Raw genomic sequence first — 18,024 nt, 5'->3', positions numbered from 1 at the left:
TTGATATTGCTCTATACCGGTTGCTTAGAACGTCGTTCCCAACTTGAACGAAACACTGCGCGGTTCACCGTAGAAGTTGAAGACGGACGTTCCGCCAACGCGTTCATAATATTTCTTGTCGAACACGTTGTTCACCGCAAGGGTGGCGGTCACATGGTCGTTGAACTTGTAACCTGCTTGCAGATCGACCACACCATAGCCCGGCGCTTCGATTGTGGTTGCACCACCGGCGGCAGTTCTTGAAATATTCTTGAATGACGAGAACACCTTGACGCCACCGCCAACGAAAATGCCATCGGTCCAGTCACCACGACCGTTAAACGTATATTTGGTGAACAGCTGCAGCATATGTTCCGGCGTGTAGAATTCCGAACCAGCAGCGCGTTGCGTATCCTCATAGACGGTATCGGTATAGGTATAGCCGGCGGTTACTTCCCAATAAGGCAGGACTTCGCCGTTGACTTCAAATTCGACACCCTTCAGATGCGCCTTGCCCAGTGCCAGATAGTCGCTCGTATTGCTTGGATCAGCGACAGCACGGTTCTTGTCGGTCAGGTCGAACCACGCGAGCGAAGCGTTGATATTGTCGGTCAGATCGGCCTTCAAGCCGATTTCAAACTGGCGCCCGGTGCGCGGATCGATGATAGAGCCATTCGCGTCCGTAACTGATTGCGGCTGGAATATTTCCGTGTAGCTGCCATAGGCCGAAAGCCAATCCGTCAAGTCGTAAACGACACCGCCATAAGGTGTGAACTCACCATCGATCTTGACTTCATCGCCGCTCGACTGGCCATCATACCAGCTGAAACGACCGCCACCAATGAGGGTCAGTTTATCAATTGGCTTGATGCGCCATTGACCGTACACTCCGTATTGATCGGTTTCTGTCTTGGTCGGGCTACCATATTTCACCGTCGGCTCGGCAAGATGGGTATTCCAGTTGTACAGGCTCTGTGCACCCGAAATTACACCTGTGGCCGAATAAAGCGTATCTTTGCTACCGCGATAATCCACGCCACCAATGATGTTGTTTTCCAGACCGAACATTTCGAACGGGCGGCTGATATGCGCGTCGAGCGAAACCGAGTCTTGCTGATAGTCCCGCGCCAGCCAGCGCGTGCCACTGCTAACGATGCCCGCCGTGTTGGCCGCGCCTGCGGCATAGGCATAGAGGAAATTCGTATCGACGCGCGAATAGAGTGCCGACACTTTGACATGCCCGCCATCGTCGAAACGGTGTTCGATTTCTCCGATATATTGGGTGACGTTGCTTTCGAAATTGTTCCAGTCCGCACCGGTAAATGTGGATCGGTCGAGATCGAGCAATGTTCCATTCGAGAGTGTCGGAAGACCATTGAACGGCGTGATGTTACGTTCGGTATGGTTGATGCTGAATGTTGCGGTCGTATTTTCATTCAGGTCGGCCTGAATGGTGCCGTACAGCACACCGACCTTGTTATCATTGTCATCCACCCAGCTATCCTTGGCCGACAGCACGCCAACGAGACGGCCACGGACGTTGCCAGATGGGGTAAGCGGGCCCGTGACGTCCCCTTCAATGCGCTTGCCGCTCCATGAATCGAAGATGGTATTGGCGCTTGCCTTGAATTCATCGGAAGCCTGCTTGAGACGCATATTGATTGCGCCTGCAGGTTCACCCGTTCCACCGAATAGACCCGATGGTCCGCGCAGAATTTCAATATGGTCGACCACGGCCATATCCGGCTGCGTGCCGTAGATCGACTGAATCGGCGTCGAAAGCCCGTTCATATAGATCGTGTCGAATTCGAAGCCACGCGAATAAATGCTGGAGCGACCATCATCATTCGTCAGAACGACAACCCCCGGCGTTTTGCGCATTGCCGTATCGAGCGATGTGAAATTGCCGTCGTCAAGACGCTCGCGGGTCAGAACAGTCGTCGACTGGGGAACTTCACGCAGCGGGCGCGTATCCTTGTCGCCAACGCTGATCATCTTGGTCGCGTAGCTGCCTGTACCTTCGGTCTCGTAACTGGCGCCCTCGATCACAACCGGCGCAAGAACCGTGGTGCCGGTCGCCTGTTCCGTCTTGACCGCATTCTGCGCGGCTGCCTTGGCGGTATCCTGAGCCGTCTCCTGAGCATGCGCGGCAAACGCAACGCCCGCCAGAATGGTTGTGCCTAGCAATACCCGCGTCAGCCGGGCGACGCGGCGCTGATTTCCGATGGTCTTCGTCTTCATTTCAATATCCCCAAGCGCCGCAGAGATAGCCTTCCCAAAACGGGTCGGACTGAAAATCGTTCTGGCATCCGCTAATCTTGACTGTAACTTTCATATATTCCTATAAGAGGTCAGGCGGACCTCCGCTTACGTTTGCCACGCATAAACTTATGCAGGAGACCGATGTGAACAGCACAATCGGAGTTTTTCCCTCAGCGGAAGCACATAACACACCTATTCTGACGCGACGCGCCCTGCGCAAGCGCGGTGTCCGCTTTCTCGATACGGGTGATCAGACCGAAGCTGTCGTCGGCTGCGGGGTTGTGGGCAAAGTACGGATGGATTGCGGGGTCTACGCCAATTTTGGTCGGCGCATGCAGCTTGAAGACCTCGAAATGGAGCTTGAGCTCGACGCGCGCGTCTGCATCAATATTTTTCTCGAAGGTTATGTCGAGGCATCGCTGGACGGCACCCCGCTGCCCATGCCCAAGCGGACATCGAAGGGGCGCTGGCAATCCTCGGCGGTTATTGTCTCCAATGAGAAGGGCGCCCGCTTGCGCCGGCGCGCCCGGAAGGGGCAATATCTGGACAAAATGGTTATCGGCATGTCCCGCGAATGGTTGAGACGCTGGGAAAGCAACAACGATATCTCGCCGGGCTTCAGCGCGCTGATTAATGGCGATCCCGGTTTGTGGCAATGGAACCCCGGCCCGAAGGTCGAATTTCTGGCCCGCCAGATGTTCGACGTCGCCGTGCGCAAACCACCCTTCTCCGGACTTCTGCTGGAAAGCAACACACTTGCCATCATAGCAGAAGCATTGACCGCAACCTTTAGCAATCGCAGTGAAGCGGTTGCCCAATCCAGCGACCTTACTGTGCTTGAACAGCAGCGTCTTTATGCTTTGATCCAATTCATAGACAGACATTCCGCCCATGATCATCTGTCTGCGGGAGAGATGTCTGGTGCGCTGGGAATGAGCCAGGCGACGCTCCAGCGGCTGGTGCGCAAGGGTCATCATTGTTCGCTGAATGAGTTTATCCGCTACCGATGGCTGGACGAGGCGCATGAGGCATTGCTGTTCAGCAATCACAGCATTTCGGACATAGCGTTCGATGCCGGATATGTACATCTGTCAAACTTCACGAACGCTTTTCGAAAGCGTTTTGGCTATCCGCCATCCGCGTTGCGCAAGCAGGCGACCACCCCCGCCCCTTGATACACAGCGCAATCCAGACAATCGAGATTTTGTGATAGCCAAACAGAAAAAATCGCGATTTTTGACTTCCCCCGAGACGGGCTGCCAATCTATGAGGCATCGAACAGTTGGATCTTTTCCGGAGATTTTCAAGAATGAAGGTTGCTGATATCCGCCAGCTACTCGTGCTGTTTATCGCGCTGAGCTTCATGGCGCTTGCGCCAATCGGCATCGCCCGGGCAGATGAAGGCTGGCCGCGAAATTTCACCAACGCCGATGGCAGCACGACCGTCATACCGAAAAAACCGCAACGCATTCTCTCCACGTCCGTTTCGACCACTGGCACGCTTCTTGCCATTGGTGCGCCTGTGGTTGCGAGCGCTTCTGCTGCAAACGGTAAGTTTTTCGCGCAATGGGACTCTGTTGCCAAGGAACGCGGTGTCGAAAACGCCTGGCCTGCAGGTGCGGTAGATCTCGAAACCGTCTATGCGACACAGCCCGACCTGATCATCGTAGCATCGAGTGGTGCCGGATCGGCGAAGGATCAACTTGCAGCATTCCGTGAGATCGCACCGACCATTCTTGTCGATGACGGCAGCGAAACATGGCAGGCGCTTGCCCAAACACTCGGCAAGGCCGCAGGGTTGGAAAAGGAAGCCGCTGCAACCATTGCCGATTTCGACGCCTATGTCGCCGCAGCCAAGGCAAAGATCAAAGTGCCGGAAGGCACGACCAATATCATCAGCTTCAACGGGGCCGGGCAAGCCAATCCCATTGCGCGCGTTGGCGGCCCTCATGCCTCCTTGCTGGCTTCGCTCGGATTTATGATCGAAGACCCCAACCCGGCCTGGCATACACAAGCCGAAAGCCGGGGAGACTTCGTTTGGGCCCCTTATGAAAACCTCATCGACTTGAAATCGAAAGTCACGTTTCTCCTGCGCGTAAATGATTCCGGCGCCGCCACTTTTCTGAACGACCCCTTTCTTGCCAATGTGCCATCGGTTAAGAGCCGTCAGGTTTACGGTCTCGGCGTCAATTCGTTTCGCATCGACAACTATAGCGCACGACAAATCGTCGACGACATTGTGAAGAAATTCGGAGCCTGATTTTTGAAAGCAGACAGTGCCGGAAGTGGAGGCGTATCGACGATGGAACGACGCCATTCGGCGGCGGGTCGCCGTCTGGCTATTCTTTTGGGGCTGGTCGTACTCCTGGCGGCTTGCGCCTTGTTCGGCTTTACAGTGGGCACGCGTCCGGTAACACTTGCAACGACGTGGGACGCCCTGTTCCATTTCGACCCGCAGTCGAGTGACCATCTGCTTGTGCGGAATCTGCGCATACCGCGCACCCTGCTGGCAATTATTGTCGGCACAGCGCTCGGCGTGGCGGGAACAGTGATGCAGGCGCTGACGCGCAATCCGCTGTCCGATCCGGGCATCCTTGGCATCAACGCGGGTGCATCGGTGATGATCGTCATTGCAATCACGCTTCTCGGCATCAGCGACGTCTCCTTGTACATGGCATTCGGTATCCTCGGTGCAGGGCTCGCCGGAACGGGCGTATATCTGCTCGGCAATGTCGGCGCAAAAGACAGCCAGTTGCGCGTTGTTCTCGCGGGGGCAGCAATCTCCGTTGTCCTGATATCGATTGCGCAGATCGTGCTCATCAACAGTGCAGATCAGGTCTTCGATCAATATCGCAACTGGTCCGTCGGTTCGCTGCAAGGACGCGGTTACTCCGTCTTTCTCCCGGTCGGCGGTCTGACGCTCATCGGCCTTGCTTTGGCACTTTCTCTCTCAAGTGCCCTGGACACGGCGGCACTTGGCAGCGATCTGAGCAAGGCTTTGGGCGCCAATCCAGTGCGGGTCTGGAGCCTTGCAGCAATCTCCATCATATTGTTATCAGGGGCGGCAACCGCCGCTGCCGGACCGATTGCATTTGTCGGATTGACAGCTCCGCATATCGCTCGGCTTCTGGCCGGTCCCGGTCATCGTTGGCTTCTCCCTTTTTCAATGATTGTCGCCGCCATTCTGGTAACGGTTACCGATACGCTTGGCCGCATTATCGCGCCTCCCGGAGAAGTCGGCGTCGGCATCATGATCGGCCTTTTCGGCGGACCATTCTTTATCCTGCTCGTCAGGCGAAACCAGATGTCCCAACTATGAAACAAACACGACTGACGCGCCGCCCGAACGAGTGGATCTGGCGCAGCCGCAGCCTGTCATTCAGCCTGAAACCGCGCTTCGTCGTTTATATGCTGTTGCTGACAGTTATGATCGCGGTTGCTGGTCTCTTCACGATGACGCTTGGCAAGGTCCACATTCCCGCCGAAACCGCAGTTTCGATCCTGTTCAGTCACAGTGACGCAAGCGCGATGCAACAGCAGATTCTTCTCAATCTGCGTCTCCCACGTACATTGACTGCCATCTTTACCGGCGCAGCTCTCGGCGTTTCAGGCGCCATATTCCAATCGGTATCGCGCAACCCGCTGGGATCGCCGGATATAATCGGTTTCACCATGGGCGCAGCCACCGGCGCATTGCTGCAGATTGTTTTCATGGGCGGCAGCCCGCTCGCCGTCGCTGTCTCGGCAGTCGCTGGCGGTATCATAACCGCAGGGATCGTCTATCTTCTATCGTTCAAAAACGGCACGACAAGCGGCTACCGGCTGGTTCTGATCGGCATTGGTGCCGGTGCGACCTTGAGCGCCCTTAACGGACTCATACTTGTCAAAGGCGATCTCGACAATGCAATCACTGCAAATCTCTGGTTGGCCGGCTCGTTGAACGGTCGCACATGGCAACATGTCTTGCCTCTCATGACTGGCTGCCTTCTCATCATCCCGCTCATCAGCCTTTTCGCCACGCGACTAACCATGATGGAAATGGGCGACGACCAGGCGCGGCAATTGGGGATAGGGGTAGAACGAACTCGCCTGGTGATGATCCTGTGTGCGGTCTTACTGGCGGGGCTTGCAACAGCCGCTGCTGGGCCGATCGCATTTATCGCTCTTGCAGCGCCACAACTGGTCAGCCGACTGACGAGGATCAATGGTATTCCAGTTATCAGCGCCGCGCTGATGGGGGCTTGCCTTCTGATTGCTGCGGATCTTTTGATCCAACTTGCAGCTTTCCGCCTTGTTCTGCCGGTCGGCCGTGTGACCGGCCTTGTAGGCGGGCTCTATCTCATCTGGTATCTGACCCGATCACGCTGAAATTAATCGTCATCTGCGTTGTCCAACGGAACAACCATGGGATCGCCGGTTATCGGATCGTCAATGACCACGCAAGGCAGTCCAAAAACCGTTCCCACCAGTTCAGCGGTCATGATCTCGCGCGGATTGCCTTCTGCAACGACATGCCCCTGCCGCATGGCAACGATATGGTCGGCATAGCGGCACGCCTGATTGAGATCATGCAGGACAGCCACAATCGTATTGCCCTGCCTGCGATTGAGATTACGCAGCAGGTTGAGAAGTTCGATCTGATGCGAGATGTCGAGAAACGTCGTCGGTTCATCAAGCAGAAGCAACGGCGTTTCCTGCGCAAGAACCATCGCTATCCAGACGCGTTGGCGCTGTCCGCCGGACAATTCATCTACAGTGCGCGTGGCAAGATCGTCGACACGAGCCGTTTGCATCGCCCAATTGACCGCTTTTTCGTCCGCTTCGGTCCAGCGCTGCAAGAACGTCTGATGCGGATAACGTCCGCGGGCAACGAGGTCGGCAACTGAAATTCCATTCGGAGCAATGGAACTCTGCGGCAAAAGCCCCAAAATACGCGCTACTTCCCGGGCGGGAACGCGCTCTATCTGCTTGCCATCCAGTATAACCGAACCCCTGTCCGGCCTGATAATCCGGGCGAGTGTACGCAACAAAGTCGACTTACCACAAGCATTGGGGCCAACAATGACCGTGAATTTCCCGTCGGGAATGCGCAACGACAAATCCTCGATGATCTGGCTGTCGCCATAGGAAACATTGATATTCAACGTTTCAAGTCGATCGGTTGGGGACTGTGTTGCGGGAGCTTCAGACATCGACGCTACGGTTTCCGGATTATCTCGCCTGCTGACAGGGTGCATTTAGAGTTTGGTAGTGAGGTTGATCGCTATAGCACTAAGACGCCGATTGAAATACCTTCGCTCTTCGTATTGCCAGAACAAAATGCAGAAAGTTGGTCAGGTTGATATCGAGACCCGCTTCGGGCAGGGCTGCATCCTTGACAATCGGGACACCTGCAGCCCTCGCAGCCGAGATAGGGAACACCTTCACTTTTTTACTTTACTTGCCCTTGTACCGGTCCAAACTTGGAGAACGCTTCCCATACACGCCTTTATCCACCTGAATGAACTGCAACTCTGCGCGACAAGATTTTATCCTCGCTTGAAGCAGACTTTGAAACGTGAAGGTTTCATTATGCCGTGCGATTTCTGGCACTGGCGGCTTGCGTGTGTCCGCAATGTGCTTTCGCTAAAAGTGATGACTGACAAGCGCTGCACCCAAACCCATCAGAATGGTGCCGCAAGTTTTTGGCACCAGCCAACCGGTCCTGTCGCCACTCATTCGTCCAAAAGCCAAAGAGGCAAGTGCAACGGCTGCAACATCGGCTAATGAGAAAATCAGGTTCACCACAACACCCAGAACAAGGAACTGGAGCCAGAGTGGGATTTCGGCTGCGGGTTGTACAAATTGCGGGAGAAAGGTCACAAAAAATAGCGCGGTCTTGGGATTGAGAACCTCAACGACAATACTATCCCGAAAAGTCTTGGACACCGGGCTGCTGGAATGGTCGCTCGCCTTGTTCCAATCAAAAAATATGACTAGCCCCAGCCAGATGAGATACGCGGCACCGGCAAATCTTATCATCACATAAACGGTCGGAGCATGCTCTATCAACGAAGCAAGGCCAATCGTAGCCGCTGCAATATGGACATAGCACCCAAGATGAACACCGAGAGCAGCCATCAGACCAGCATTGCGACCGTGTGCAAGGGTCTGCGCGGTCATGTAGAGTATGGCAGGCCCAGGTATACACGCAAATGTCAGCGTCGCGACAGCAAACGGTATCAACAACTCCAGCGACAACATGATGGTTCCTCCCCCATCGGCCAAACGCTGGGAGATTTAGGCTTCGCTGGAACAGAATGATATACGGCAGGTGCCGTATTTAAGCGGCGGTGATACTTGGATAGCGTGCTCTTGGTTAACGTTTTTCAATGCCGAAGCGGTTTCCCACAACGACGCACGAGCTTATTGTTCAATTCAGAATAGTGTCAGTTTCTGGCGTAGGTTAACGCGCTCGTGGTCTGATTCCGACATTTGCATCCCTCGGTTCAAGCGCTGGGCAAATGTTGGATCTTAAAGACCACTAGTTCGCTTTAGGTGCGGTGAACGCAGGAAGCGGATAGGTTTCTCCCAAAACAACCCCGGCTTCTCGTAAAGCTTCCTTTGGCGCCGCAAATGGCTTGTGAACCCAGCGATCCGGCAGGGCGGCGATCTCGGGAACCCATTTGCGTACATAGCCGCCATGGGTATCGAACTTGTCGCCCTGCAAGACCGGATTGAACACACGGAAGTAAGGCGCGGCATCCATGCCACAACCAGCTACCCACTGCCAGCTCCCCGGATTGCTGGCTATATCCGCGTCCACCAACGTATCCCAGAACCATTTCTCGCCCTCACGCCAGTCGATCTGCATATTCTTGCTTAAAACCGATGCCACCAGCATTCTTACACGGTTGTGCATCCAGCCTGTTGCCCAAAGCTGACGCATACCGGCATCAATCAGTGGAATACCGGTCTTGCCCGTCTTCCAGGCATCAATCGCCTCTGGATTGTTGAGCCAACGGATATCAGCCAATGTGTCGCGCATGTCGTTTTCAGCAATATCAGGACGATAATAGAGCTGATGATAATGGAAATCGCGCCAGATCAGCTCAGAAAGAAATTTTTCACCGCCAGCTTGGGTGCTTTGATCCTGATCCATGAGCGAAAGCGTAGCATGCCATGCTTGTCGTGGACTCATTTCGCCAAAGCGAAGATGGGGTGACAGTTTTGATGTGCCTTCAACGTCGGGACGGTCGCGATCCCTGGCATAATTGCGAATAGTTGTATCAAAGAAATGATATAGTTGGTCAATAGCAGCCGCTTCGCCGATCTTCCAAAGACCGCTCATCTTTCTGGACCAGACGGCCTCTTTATAGTTCTTCCGCCTGGGCTTGTGTTCGATGACCAATGGCTCGAGCTTCCGGTCTGGCGAGGGTAGTGGTCTGCTCACGCCATGCTGGCGCAGTGATTTGGCATATGGTGTAAAAACTTGATACGATCCGCCGTTGCCGGTTTTGATCTCCCAGGGTTCCGCCAGCAGATTGCCGGCGAAAGACTCCACATGCAGTCCCTTGTACTTTAAGTTGGATTTGATGAGCGCGTCGACTTCCCTCTCCTGAGGGGCATAACGGCGGTTCCAGAAAACAGTATCGAAGCTGTTTTCCTCGATTAATTGTTCAATGATATTGAGCGCTTCGCCATCGGCAATAATCAATTCGACATTTCGTTCATTGAGACTTTTTTCCAGCAAGTTCAAGCTCTGCTCCAACCACCAACGGACGGCACCGCCGGGTGCACGCAATTGTGGATTGGTTTCATGCACGAAAAGGGCCGTGATTGTGCCACCCATCTTGAACGCGGCATGAAGGGCAGGATTGTCAGCAAGGCGCAGGTCGTTGCGCAACCAGACAAGCGCTTTCGCAGTCATTCAATGATCCTCGGTTTATGTGTTGCTGAACGTGTTTTCGGACGTACGGATGCCACCATATTCATGTCGAGCCCCTTGATCTTCCGTTGCTTTTCCGTGGCCCGAGAAAGAATGCATTGACGCGATGTTGCAGGGCACGGAATTTTTCACCGCGCGATTTCAGCATATGCTCCTCAAGCGGCGGGATGCCAGAGACATGCACCAGCAGCCAATACATCTGGATCGGAGCGAGCAGCGACAACCAGCTCCATGACGATGCGGTAATTGCCATCAATGGCCACGCGCACCAGAACAGCCATTCAAAGAAATAGTTTGGATGTCTGGAATAGGCCCAAAGGCCGGCTTCACAAATTTCTGTTCTGGCTTCTGGAGTCTTGCGAAACTGCGCAAGCTGCGCGTCAGACAGCGCTTCACCCGTCAACGCGATGGCGACGATTGCAATCCCGACCATATCCAAGAAATATGGAAAGCCAGGGCGACCAACCGTAGCGAGATAGACCGCCAGAACCAGAATGACGGCTGCGAGAGCCTGTATCTGCAAAAACCAGAACAAGCGAACGGAAGCGTTTTCGCCCCATTCTTTTAGCAGCTTTGCATAACGCGGGTCTTCGCCATAGCGCATACTGCGCTTGGCAATGTGAAAGCCAAGGCGAAGCGACCATGCCAGGATGAGGATCAGTATAGCTGAACGTCGTTGCCATGTCGCATCTGCAAGCATAACGGCTATGACTGAGCCCACCCCCACCGAAAACGACCAGATGGCATCGATCCAGCCGCTTTTGCCGGTCTTTCGTTCAAGCGCCCAGGCAAATGCCATGATGGCAGACAGGCTAATGGCAACAATTAAAAGCAGACCGGGTTGCATGGGGACCTTTAGTGGAGAGTTCGCTTTTCCTTATGCAATACGTTCTGTTTGACCGGTTGGTTTCTTAAGCGGCTCAAAAAAATAAAAAAGTTTGGTCGCCGATTGAACCAAACTTCTTCTCAAAACGTAAAACGATGAAAATGCAGCACACACGCAGCTCAACGCGCGGTGAAGAGAGGGACTATGGATATCACGAACAGTCCGGGCAGCCCTAAACGTCTCAGCGTCGCGATTATCGGTAGCGGGATTTCCGGATTGTCTGCTGCATGGCTGCTTTCGCAACGCCACGATGTGACTTTATTTGAAGCATCGGACCGCATCGGCGGCCATAGCAACACTGTCGAATTTGAGAGCAGTCACGGTCCCGTAGCAGTCGATACCGGGTTCATTGTCTATAATGAAGTGACCTATCCCAATCTGACTGCCCTGTTTCGCGCGCTTGACGTTCCAACCGCCGCGTCGAACATGTCGTTTGCGGTTTCAGTCGGAAATGGCGCCTATGAATACTCGGGCGGCACCGGCCTCGGCCTCTTTGCCCAGCGCTCCAATCTGGTCAGTCCACGCTTCTGGTCGATGATCCGCGATCTCTTACGATTTTATCGCAATGCACCCAAAGACCTGAGCATCATGGGCGGTATTTCGCTTGATGATTATCTTGCGCGCAATGGTTATGGCCGGGCTTTCCGTGAAGATCATCTTTATCCGATGGCAGCAGCGATCTGGTCCACCCCTGCCATGGAAGTGGGGCAATATCCGGCTGCAAGCTTCGTCCGCTTCTGCTGCAATCACGGTCTTCTTGCTCTTCGTGACAGGCCAATCTGGCGCACGGTAACCGGCGGCAGCCGAGAATATCTAAGGCGGATCACCAAGCCCTATGCAGACCGGATCAGGCTCTCAACGCCGATCAAATCCGTGCGACGTTCCGAACATTCTGTCGAGTTGATCGACGGAAACGGCATTTCCCATGTGTTCGACGATGTAGTGATTGCCACGCATGCCGATCAGGCTTTGTGGATGTTGGCCGATCCGAGCGCGGATGAAAGCCGCATTCTCGGCGCGTTTCAATATTCACGAAATGAAGCGGTGTTGCACAGCGATGCGTCGCTGATGCCCAAACGCCGCACGGCGTGGTCGAGCTGGAATTACCTTACCAATGCGGCCACTGGCCCGGCGCAGCCATCAATTACTTACTGGATGAACCGCCTGCAACCGTTGGGCAACGCGCCTGAGACTTTTGTTACGCTCAATCCTTGTCGTGCACCGCGCGAGGAACTGGTGATCCGTCGCGAGATTTATGAACATCCGATTTTCGACATGGCAACGGATCGTGCGCAGAAAGAAATCTGGTCCTTGCAGGGGCAGCGCCGAACATGGTTTTGCGGCGCGCATTTCGGCTCCGGCTTTCATGAGGACGGTCTTCAGGCCGGTCTTGCCGTGGCAGAAGATCTGGGCGGCCTGCGCCGTCCATGGCAAGTCGAGCAGGAAAGTGGGCGCATCGTTCGCCAGAGTTTGCCTATCCGGGAAAGGGCGCTGGCATGACCAAGAGCTTCCAGTCGGCACTGTTTCCCGGTCATGTGACCCATGCGCGTTTACGACCGAAGGTTCACAAGCTGGCCTATAAAATCTACTCGCTCCTGCTCGACCTTGATGAACTGGAAGCCCTCGATCGCAAGTTGAAACTGTTTTCTCTCGACCGTTTGAACCTGTTTTCTTTCTACAGGAAAGATAGAGGCGATGGATCGGCTCTGCCACTGCGCGAGCAGGTGGAATGCGCCATGGAGGCAGCCGGAATAGTACCTGATGGCGGTGCAATCCGCCTGCTCACAATGCCGCGTATTGCGGGCTGGGCTTTCAACCCGCTCAGTGTTTTCTTCTGCTATAATTGCGGTGGCGAACTCGTGGCGATCCTCTGGGAAGTTGATAACACTTTCCGCCAGCGCCACGGTTATATGATCCCGGTCCGGAACTGCGATAACGGACGCATCGTACAAAGCTGCGACAAGGCTTTTTACGTCTCGCCCTTCATGGATATGAAGCTGCGATACGAGTTTGAAGTCACGCCACCCACAGACCGGCTTTCCATCCGCATCAACAGTTTTGATGATGAAGGCCTGCTTTTGACGGCCCGCCATCTGGCGCGGCGGGTTGAGCTGAGCGACGCCGCCTTGCTGCGCGCCTTTTTTTCGATTCCGTTTCTCACCTTGAAAGTGATTGGCGGCATTCACTGGGAGGCGCTGAAAATATGGTTGAAAGGCATCGGTTTACGCAAACGACCCACAGCGCCCGAGATTTCCATCACATCTGTTCGTAACGAGACCGTCCAGCAGAGGAACAAGGCCGCATGAGCCAGCTCGACGAATATCATCAACTATCGGCATCAAGCCGAACTGAACGACCAGCTTTCAGCCCTTCGGCTATCGTGTTGAAACGACTGCTGAAGCAGGTTAAGCATGGGCGATTGGTGCTTTCGCTGCCCGGCGGTGAGGTCATTGCCGTTAATGGTCCATTGCCTGGACCGGAAGCCAAAATTGCAATCGTTAAATGGAACAGCCTGCGTCGCCTGCTGACAGGCGGAGATATAGGCTTTGCGCAGGCCTATATCGAAGGCGAATGGACATCGCCCCATCTCACATCGGTCATCCGCTTTGCGGCGCGCAATCGCGATACGCTGACATCCACATTACGCGGATCTGGCTGGATGCGGGCGCTAAACCGTATCAGCCACCTGCTCAATGCAAACACGCGCCGCGGCAGCCGGCGCAATATCGAAGCCCACTACGATCTCGGCAATGATTTCTATGCCCGGTGGCTCGACCCTTCGATGCATTATTCATCTGCTATCTGGAATGAGACGACCCATAACCTCGAAAGTGCGCAGGAGCAGAAGTTGCAGTGTATTGCTGAAAAACTCGCGCTTGAGGGCGGCGAAAGAATTCTTGAAATCGGTTGCGGTTGGGGAGCCCTGGCTGGCTATCTCGCAAACTGTCGCAATGCCCATGTGACAGGAATAACCCTGTCACCATCGCAGCTCACCTGGGCAAAAGCCGTCGTTGAAAACGTGGGACTGAGCGATGCCGTTGACCTTCGCTTGCAGGATTACCGCGATGTTCAGGGCCAGTTCGACCGCATTGTATCAATTGAAATGTTTGAGGCTGTCGGCGAAGCCTATTGGCCGGATTATTTCGCAACCCTGAAACGCTGTCTCAAGCCCGGCGGCAGAGCGGTCCTGCAGGTCATTTCAATAGAAGAAACGCGCTACGAAAATTATCGCCGCAAGGCCGATTTCATCCAGAAATTCATCTTTCCGGGCGGCTTTTTGCCGTCAGATCAAGTGCTTGAGCGCGACCTTGCGAAGGCCGGTCTGGTTTTAAAGGAGACCGAGCATTTCGGCCATTCCTATGCTCTTACGCTTGCCGAATGGCGTCAGCGCTTTATCGCCAATTGGCCCGAAATCGAGAAGCTTGGCTTTGACGATAAATTCCGTCGGCTTTGGGAATACTACCTTTGCTATTGCGAAGGTGGGTTTGAGGAAGGTGCCATCAATGTTGGGCTCTATACGATTGAACATGCTTAGGCTCCACACTCACTAACGGAGGAAGCGTCGATGAAATGGATACTGACGGTCGGCATGATGACAGTGTTGTTTCCCTTCTCGGCGCAGGCGGCTGAGATCAACGGTAACTGGGCGCGCGGAGATGGCAATGCGCGGGTGAGAGTTGCCAGATGCGGCAAGGACATTTGCGCCACCAACACCTGGATCAAGCCCGGAACACCGAAAGAGAAAACCGGCGACCGGCTGGTGATGAGCATCAACGAAACTGCGGACGGGCGATATTCAGGTACGGCTTTCGATCCGCAACGCAACCTGACCTACAAGATCAGCGTGAAAGTCGACGGCGACACTATGACGACCAATGGCTGCGTTCTGGCTGGCATCCTGTGTCGCAATGTGGGTTGGACCCGCATCAAGTAAGAGAGCGAGCTATCGATGAAAGATTATCTTATAGCCTATGTGGTGACAGCGGTTGCATTTCTGGCAATCGACTCCGTGTGGCTATCCAACATGGCGAACGTGTTTTACCGCCCTGTCATGGGCGACATGCTTGCGCCGGGTTTTCGCCTCGCGCCAGCTATCGTTTTCTATGTAGTCTTCGTGTTCGGGCTGGTTTTCTTTGCGGTAAGGCCCGGACTTCTGGCCGATAGTGGCACAGTCACGCTCGTGCACGGGGCGCTTCTCGGATTCGTCGCTTATGCGACTTATGATCTGACCAATCAGGCCACTTTGAAAAACTGGTCATGGACCCTGACAATCGCAGACGTGGTCTGGGGCACTGTCCTGTCTGCCGCGTCAGCCTATATTGGCTATTGGGTTACGTCGCGGATCAGCGGATAGACTGGAGTAAGCATATGCAAAAATGGGGTCTTCTGGCCGTCTTCGTCTTCGTCATCATTGTTGTAGGAATGGCAATCGGCATCGGTTTCCCGCCGGGCGAATGGTATGCAGCGCTTCAAAAGCCTTGGTTTACCCCGCCGAATGCAGCCTTTGGCCCCATCTGGACGATACTCTATATCTTCATTGCCATTGCAGGCTGGCGCACGTGGATAAGTGACAGCGGATGGAGGCGGCGCGGACCCTGGTTTGGCCAGATGATTTTGAACTTCATCTGGACGCCGATTTTCTTCGGCGCACATATGACTGTGCTGGGGCTTGTCATAATCATCGGTGTCTGGCTTTGCGTGCTTTTGTTTATCATGCGCGCGTGGCAACCAGATCGTATCTCGGCTCTACTATTCGTGCCTTACCTCATATGGCTATCTCTGGCGACAGCGTTGAATGCGGCAATCGTCGTGTTGAATTCATGAAGAAGGCGGCAATTATGCCGCCTTTTCTTTAGATGCCAATCAATGGCTGCACGAGCCGCATAAGCCAGCTCTGGAACTTGAGCGGCGCGTCAGTCACCGCAAGACAGATGCAATCGCCATCCGGTGAGGCAATCGGCTGATGCACGAGATCAGCATTCGCTTCCTCAATGTCGCCGCGCGCAAAGAGCCCGGTTCCATCATTGAAACTGCCGCTCAACACCAATGTCAGTTCACGACCGCCATGCCCATGTTCTGGCACTGGCTTCCCTGCTGGAATTCGCAAAAGGCGAACCTGCGTTTCGCTATCGCCGGTCTCGATTGGCACCTGATAGGCGCCCCGGCCAAGCGATTTCCATTTCAGGTCCTGCAAATCGCCACCGACATAGGAACGCAGCGGTTCCGGTATCACGGCAGGCTGCTTTATCTCGCACCGCGGTGCCGATTGTTCCATTGATTGCGGTGTTTTCTGCAACCTGTCCTTGAAATTATCCCATGTGGATGCTTCGAGTTTCTGCGGCTCAACCGCGTCAAGAAGCTGACCGCCAATCTGTTCAAACTGCTTGAGCCTTAAACGGCAGGCCGGGCAAAGCGCAAGATGAGTGGCGACTGCTATGCTCCAACCCTCGGCCAACGTGCCTGCAGCATAGCTTGAAAGGAGTTCGTCGCTCAGATGATGCTTGATATCCATCAGTGCGCTCCCGAATTATCGAGCGCTGCGCGCAATTTGTTGAATGCCAGCCGCAGGCGGGATTTAACCGTGCCAAGCGGGAGGTTCAGCTTCTTCGCGATGGCGCTATGCGTGCTTTCCTCGAAATATGCGAGTTCGAGCAAGGTGGATTGCTCCTTCGGCAAGTCAGCCATTGCCGCGCGCAACTGACTGGCGGATTGCCGCTCGGCAATCCTTAAATCGGCGGGCTGTTCCTCATCGGGCACAAAGGAGGGATCGGTTGGGTCAAATTCCGGGCGACGGGCGCGCCGCACTGCGTCAATGCGCTGGTTTCGTGCGATGGTGAAAATCCAGGTCGACAAGGCTCCTTTGGCAACATCAAACTGATCTGCCTTGTTCCAAACTGCAATCATGGTCTCTTGCATTAATTCTTCCGCTGTTTGCGTATCAGCAGACAGTTTGGCCATATAGGCCTTCACCCGGGGTGCGAAATGCTTGAAAATCACCTCGAAAGCGTCCACGTCGCGTCGAGAACTGACCGCCAGCATCAATTCCTCCATTGAGGGCTGATCTTCAGGTGCGGTCTGTCCATTCATCCGTATTAAACCCCATACGCTCAGATGTAGCGAAGCCAGAACCTGTAAATTATGCTGAGCTTCCATGTGCCACTGTTGCGAGAGGAAAGAAACTTTTGTGTTCATCAGCATTATACGCAAACAGATTTAATCTGGATCACACCAGATTTCAAATGTAGGGCGTCATCACAAGCAGCACTCTGGAACTCTGCCTTCTTCGCAATAAATCATGCATCAGCTATGTGAATTCATAGCAGCTCAGCAATCTCTTATTTTGCTCGTGATCTTATGGCTCACCAAATGCTTTCTCGTAATTGATCTCAAACGTGCGAAAGCTGTCAATCGCGGCTTCGATGCACCGTTCTTCATCTTTTTTGTCGAGCGACATGGTTTCAAGCAAAGAAACAGTCTTCTTCCAACCGGCCAGGTTTCCGACCTGCTTTGCCAGGTGTCGCGCACCGTACCCGGCATCAAGACCAAGCAATCGCGCCTTCTGGATGAGCAATGTTGCCCCCAAAGCGGAACCTTCGAGCACGTATAGCGTACCAATCGCTGAAGGCAGATCGACAGGCGTCGCTGCGACGAACTGCAATTCCGGCTTCTTCAGTTCTTCCCCGTCCGACAGATCCGCATAATCCATTTGAAGTTCAGATTGAATTTTATGATTATCCCAATCTGAGAATACTCGTCTCAGGTCACTGACATCCAGCAGTGTTTCCAGAGCCAATCTGCTGTGCCAGGTGGCTTCCAGATATTTCCGGTAGGCGTCCAACGAATTGAACATGCCATATAACGAACCAAGCCTGTCAATCCGTTCGTGGTAGGGTGCGGTAGCCGCCTTCAAATCCCAACGACGTTGCAGGACAGTGCGTTGATTCATCAGCAAAACTTTCCATAGTTCGTT

At 54.2% G+C, this 18,024-nt stretch carries 18 protein-coding genes; 10 read left to right on the top strand and 8 right to left on the bottom strand.

The annotated features are described in order from the left end of the window. Window positions 1–24: 24 nt before the first annotated feature. A complete protein-coding gene (locus FGI60_RS06980) occupies window positions 25–2,220 on the bottom strand; it encodes a TonB-dependent siderophore receptor (protein WP_138784531.1) in 2,196 nt (731 codons plus the stop codon). A 353-nt stretch (window positions 2,221–2,573) separates the two neighbouring features. Here FGI60_RS06980 and FGI60_RS06975 point away from each other — a divergent pair, with 353 nt between their 5' ends. The 4 genes from FGI60_RS06975 to FGI60_RS06960 all read left to right on the top strand — a co-directional run bounded on the left by FGI60_RS06975 (window position 2,574) and on the right by FGI60_RS06960 (window position 6,609). Beyond that, entirely contained in the window at window positions 2,574–3,416 is an 843-nt protein-coding gene (locus tag FGI60_RS06975; RefSeq protein WP_171058718.1) for a helix-turn-helix domain-containing protein, read from the top strand. A gap of 134 nt (window positions 3,417–3,550) precedes the next feature. Beyond that, window positions 3,551–4,501 (top strand): Fe2+-enterobactin ABC transporter substrate-binding protein, encoded by a 951-nt coding sequence (gene fepB, locus FGI60_RS06970; RefSeq protein ID WP_138784529.1) that lies wholly within the window; start codon window positions 3,551–3,553, stop codon window positions 4,499–4,501. Between the two features lie 3 nt (window positions 4,502–4,504). Continuing rightward, the gene (locus FGI60_RS06965; RefSeq protein ID WP_235889752.1) at window positions 4,505–5,560 is read left to right on the top strand and encodes a FecCD family ABC transporter permease; all 1,056 of its coding nucleotides are present in this window, start codon (window positions 4,505–4,507) and stop codon (window positions 5,558–5,560) included. Then, on the top strand, window positions 5,557–6,609 hold the full coding sequence (locus FGI60_RS06960; RefSeq protein WP_138784528.1) for a FecCD family ABC transporter permease: 1,053 nt from the start codon (window positions 5,557–5,559) through the stop codon (window positions 6,607–6,609). The genes FGI60_RS06965 and FGI60_RS06960 overlap by 4 nt, the downstream gene beginning before the upstream one ends. 2 nt (window positions 6,610–6,611) lie before the next feature. Here the strand turns inward: FGI60_RS06960 and FGI60_RS06955 are convergent, their stop codons facing one another. From FGI60_RS06955 to FGI60_RS06940, 4 genes are all read right to left on the bottom strand, one after another. Then, window positions 6,612–7,433, bottom strand: coding sequence for an ABC transporter ATP-binding protein (locus FGI60_RS06955; RefSeq protein ID WP_138784527.1), 822 nt, complete (start codon window positions 7,431–7,433; stop codon window positions 6,612–6,614). Window positions 7,434–7,866: 433 nt separating this feature from the next. Continuing rightward, on the bottom strand, window positions 7,867–8,484 hold the full coding sequence (locus FGI60_RS06950; protein ID WP_138784526.1) for a LysE family translocator: 618 nt from the start codon (window positions 8,482–8,484) through the stop codon (window positions 7,867–7,869). A 280-nt stretch (window positions 8,485–8,764) separates the two neighbouring features. Then, on the bottom strand, window positions 8,765–10,150 hold the full coding sequence (locus FGI60_RS06945) for a cryptochrome/photolyase family protein (protein ID WP_138784525.1): 1,386 nt from the start codon (window positions 10,148–10,150) through the stop codon (window positions 8,765–8,767). Between the two features lie 61 nt (window positions 10,151–10,211). After that, window positions 10,212–11,015: a DUF1295 domain-containing protein gene (locus tag FGI60_RS06940; RefSeq protein WP_138784524.1), complete on the bottom strand. Its 804-nt coding sequence runs from the start codon at window positions 11,013–11,015 to the stop codon at window positions 10,212–10,214. A gap of 183 nt (window positions 11,016–11,198) precedes the next feature. Here FGI60_RS06940 and FGI60_RS06935 point away from each other — a divergent pair, with 183 nt between their 5' ends. The 6 genes from FGI60_RS06935 to FGI60_RS06910 are packed head-to-tail and all read left to right on the top strand — an operon-like array spanning window position 11,199 to window position 15,878. After that, a complete protein-coding gene (locus FGI60_RS06935) occupies window positions 11,199–12,554 on the top strand; it encodes an NAD(P)/FAD-dependent oxidoreductase (protein ID WP_138784523.1) in 1,356 nt (451 codons plus the stop codon). Next, window positions 12,551–13,360 carry a DUF1365 domain-containing protein gene (locus FGI60_RS06930; protein WP_138784522.1) on the top strand — a complete coding sequence of 270 codons (810 nt, stop codon included), beginning with the start codon at window positions 12,551–12,553 and terminating at the stop codon, window positions 13,358–13,360. The genes FGI60_RS06935 and FGI60_RS06930 overlap by 4 nt, the downstream gene beginning before the upstream one ends. Then, window positions 13,357–14,589, top strand: a complete 1,233-nt coding sequence (locus tag FGI60_RS06925; RefSeq protein ID WP_138784521.1) for an SAM-dependent methyltransferase — start codon at window positions 13,357–13,359, stop codon at window positions 14,587–14,589. The genes FGI60_RS06930 and FGI60_RS06925 overlap by 4 nt, the downstream gene beginning before the upstream one ends. A gap of 30 nt (window positions 14,590–14,619) precedes the next feature. Next, entirely contained in the window at window positions 14,620–14,988 is a 369-nt protein-coding gene (locus tag FGI60_RS06920; RefSeq protein WP_138784520.1) for a DUF2147 domain-containing protein, read from the top strand. 15 nt (window positions 14,989–15,003) lie between these two features. Further along, window positions 15,004–15,408, top strand: coding sequence for a DUF2177 family protein (locus FGI60_RS06915; protein WP_138784519.1), 405 nt, complete (start codon window positions 15,004–15,006; stop codon window positions 15,406–15,408). A 14-nt stretch (window positions 15,409–15,422) separates the two neighbouring features. Further along, on the top strand, window positions 15,423–15,878 hold the full coding sequence (locus tag FGI60_RS06910; RefSeq protein ID WP_138784518.1) for a TspO/MBR family protein: 456 nt from the start codon (window positions 15,423–15,425) through the stop codon (window positions 15,876–15,878). A gap of 28 nt (window positions 15,879–15,906) precedes the next feature. On the opposite strand, the gene FGI60_RS06905 is transcribed toward FGI60_RS06910, so the two are convergent. From FGI60_RS06905 to FGI60_RS06895, 3 genes are all read right to left on the bottom strand, one after another. Continuing rightward, window positions 15,907–16,566 (bottom strand): ChrR family anti-sigma-E factor, encoded by a 660-nt coding sequence (locus FGI60_RS06905; protein ID WP_138784517.1) that lies wholly within the window; start codon window positions 16,564–16,566, stop codon window positions 15,907–15,909. Continuing rightward, window positions 16,566–17,105, bottom strand: a complete 540-nt coding sequence (locus FGI60_RS06900; RefSeq protein ID WP_138784655.1) for a sigma-70 family RNA polymerase sigma factor — start codon at window positions 17,103–17,105, stop codon at window positions 16,566–16,568. The genes FGI60_RS06905 and FGI60_RS06900 overlap by 1 nt, the downstream gene beginning before the upstream one ends. 301 nt (window positions 17,106–17,406) lie before the next feature. Continuing rightward, window positions 17,407–18,000, bottom strand: a complete 594-nt coding sequence (locus FGI60_RS06895) for a biliverdin-producing heme oxygenase (protein WP_138784516.1) — start codon at window positions 17,998–18,000, stop codon at window positions 17,407–17,409. Window positions 18,001–18,024: the final 24 nt, after the last annotated feature.

Source organism: Brucella haematophila (genome assembly GCF_005938105.1).
In the GTDB taxonomy this organism is placed as follows: Bacteria; Pseudomonadota; Alphaproteobacteria; order Rhizobiales; family Rhizobiaceae; genus Brucella; species Brucella haematophila.
This window is presented reverse-complemented; position numbering and strand designations above follow the sequence as displayed.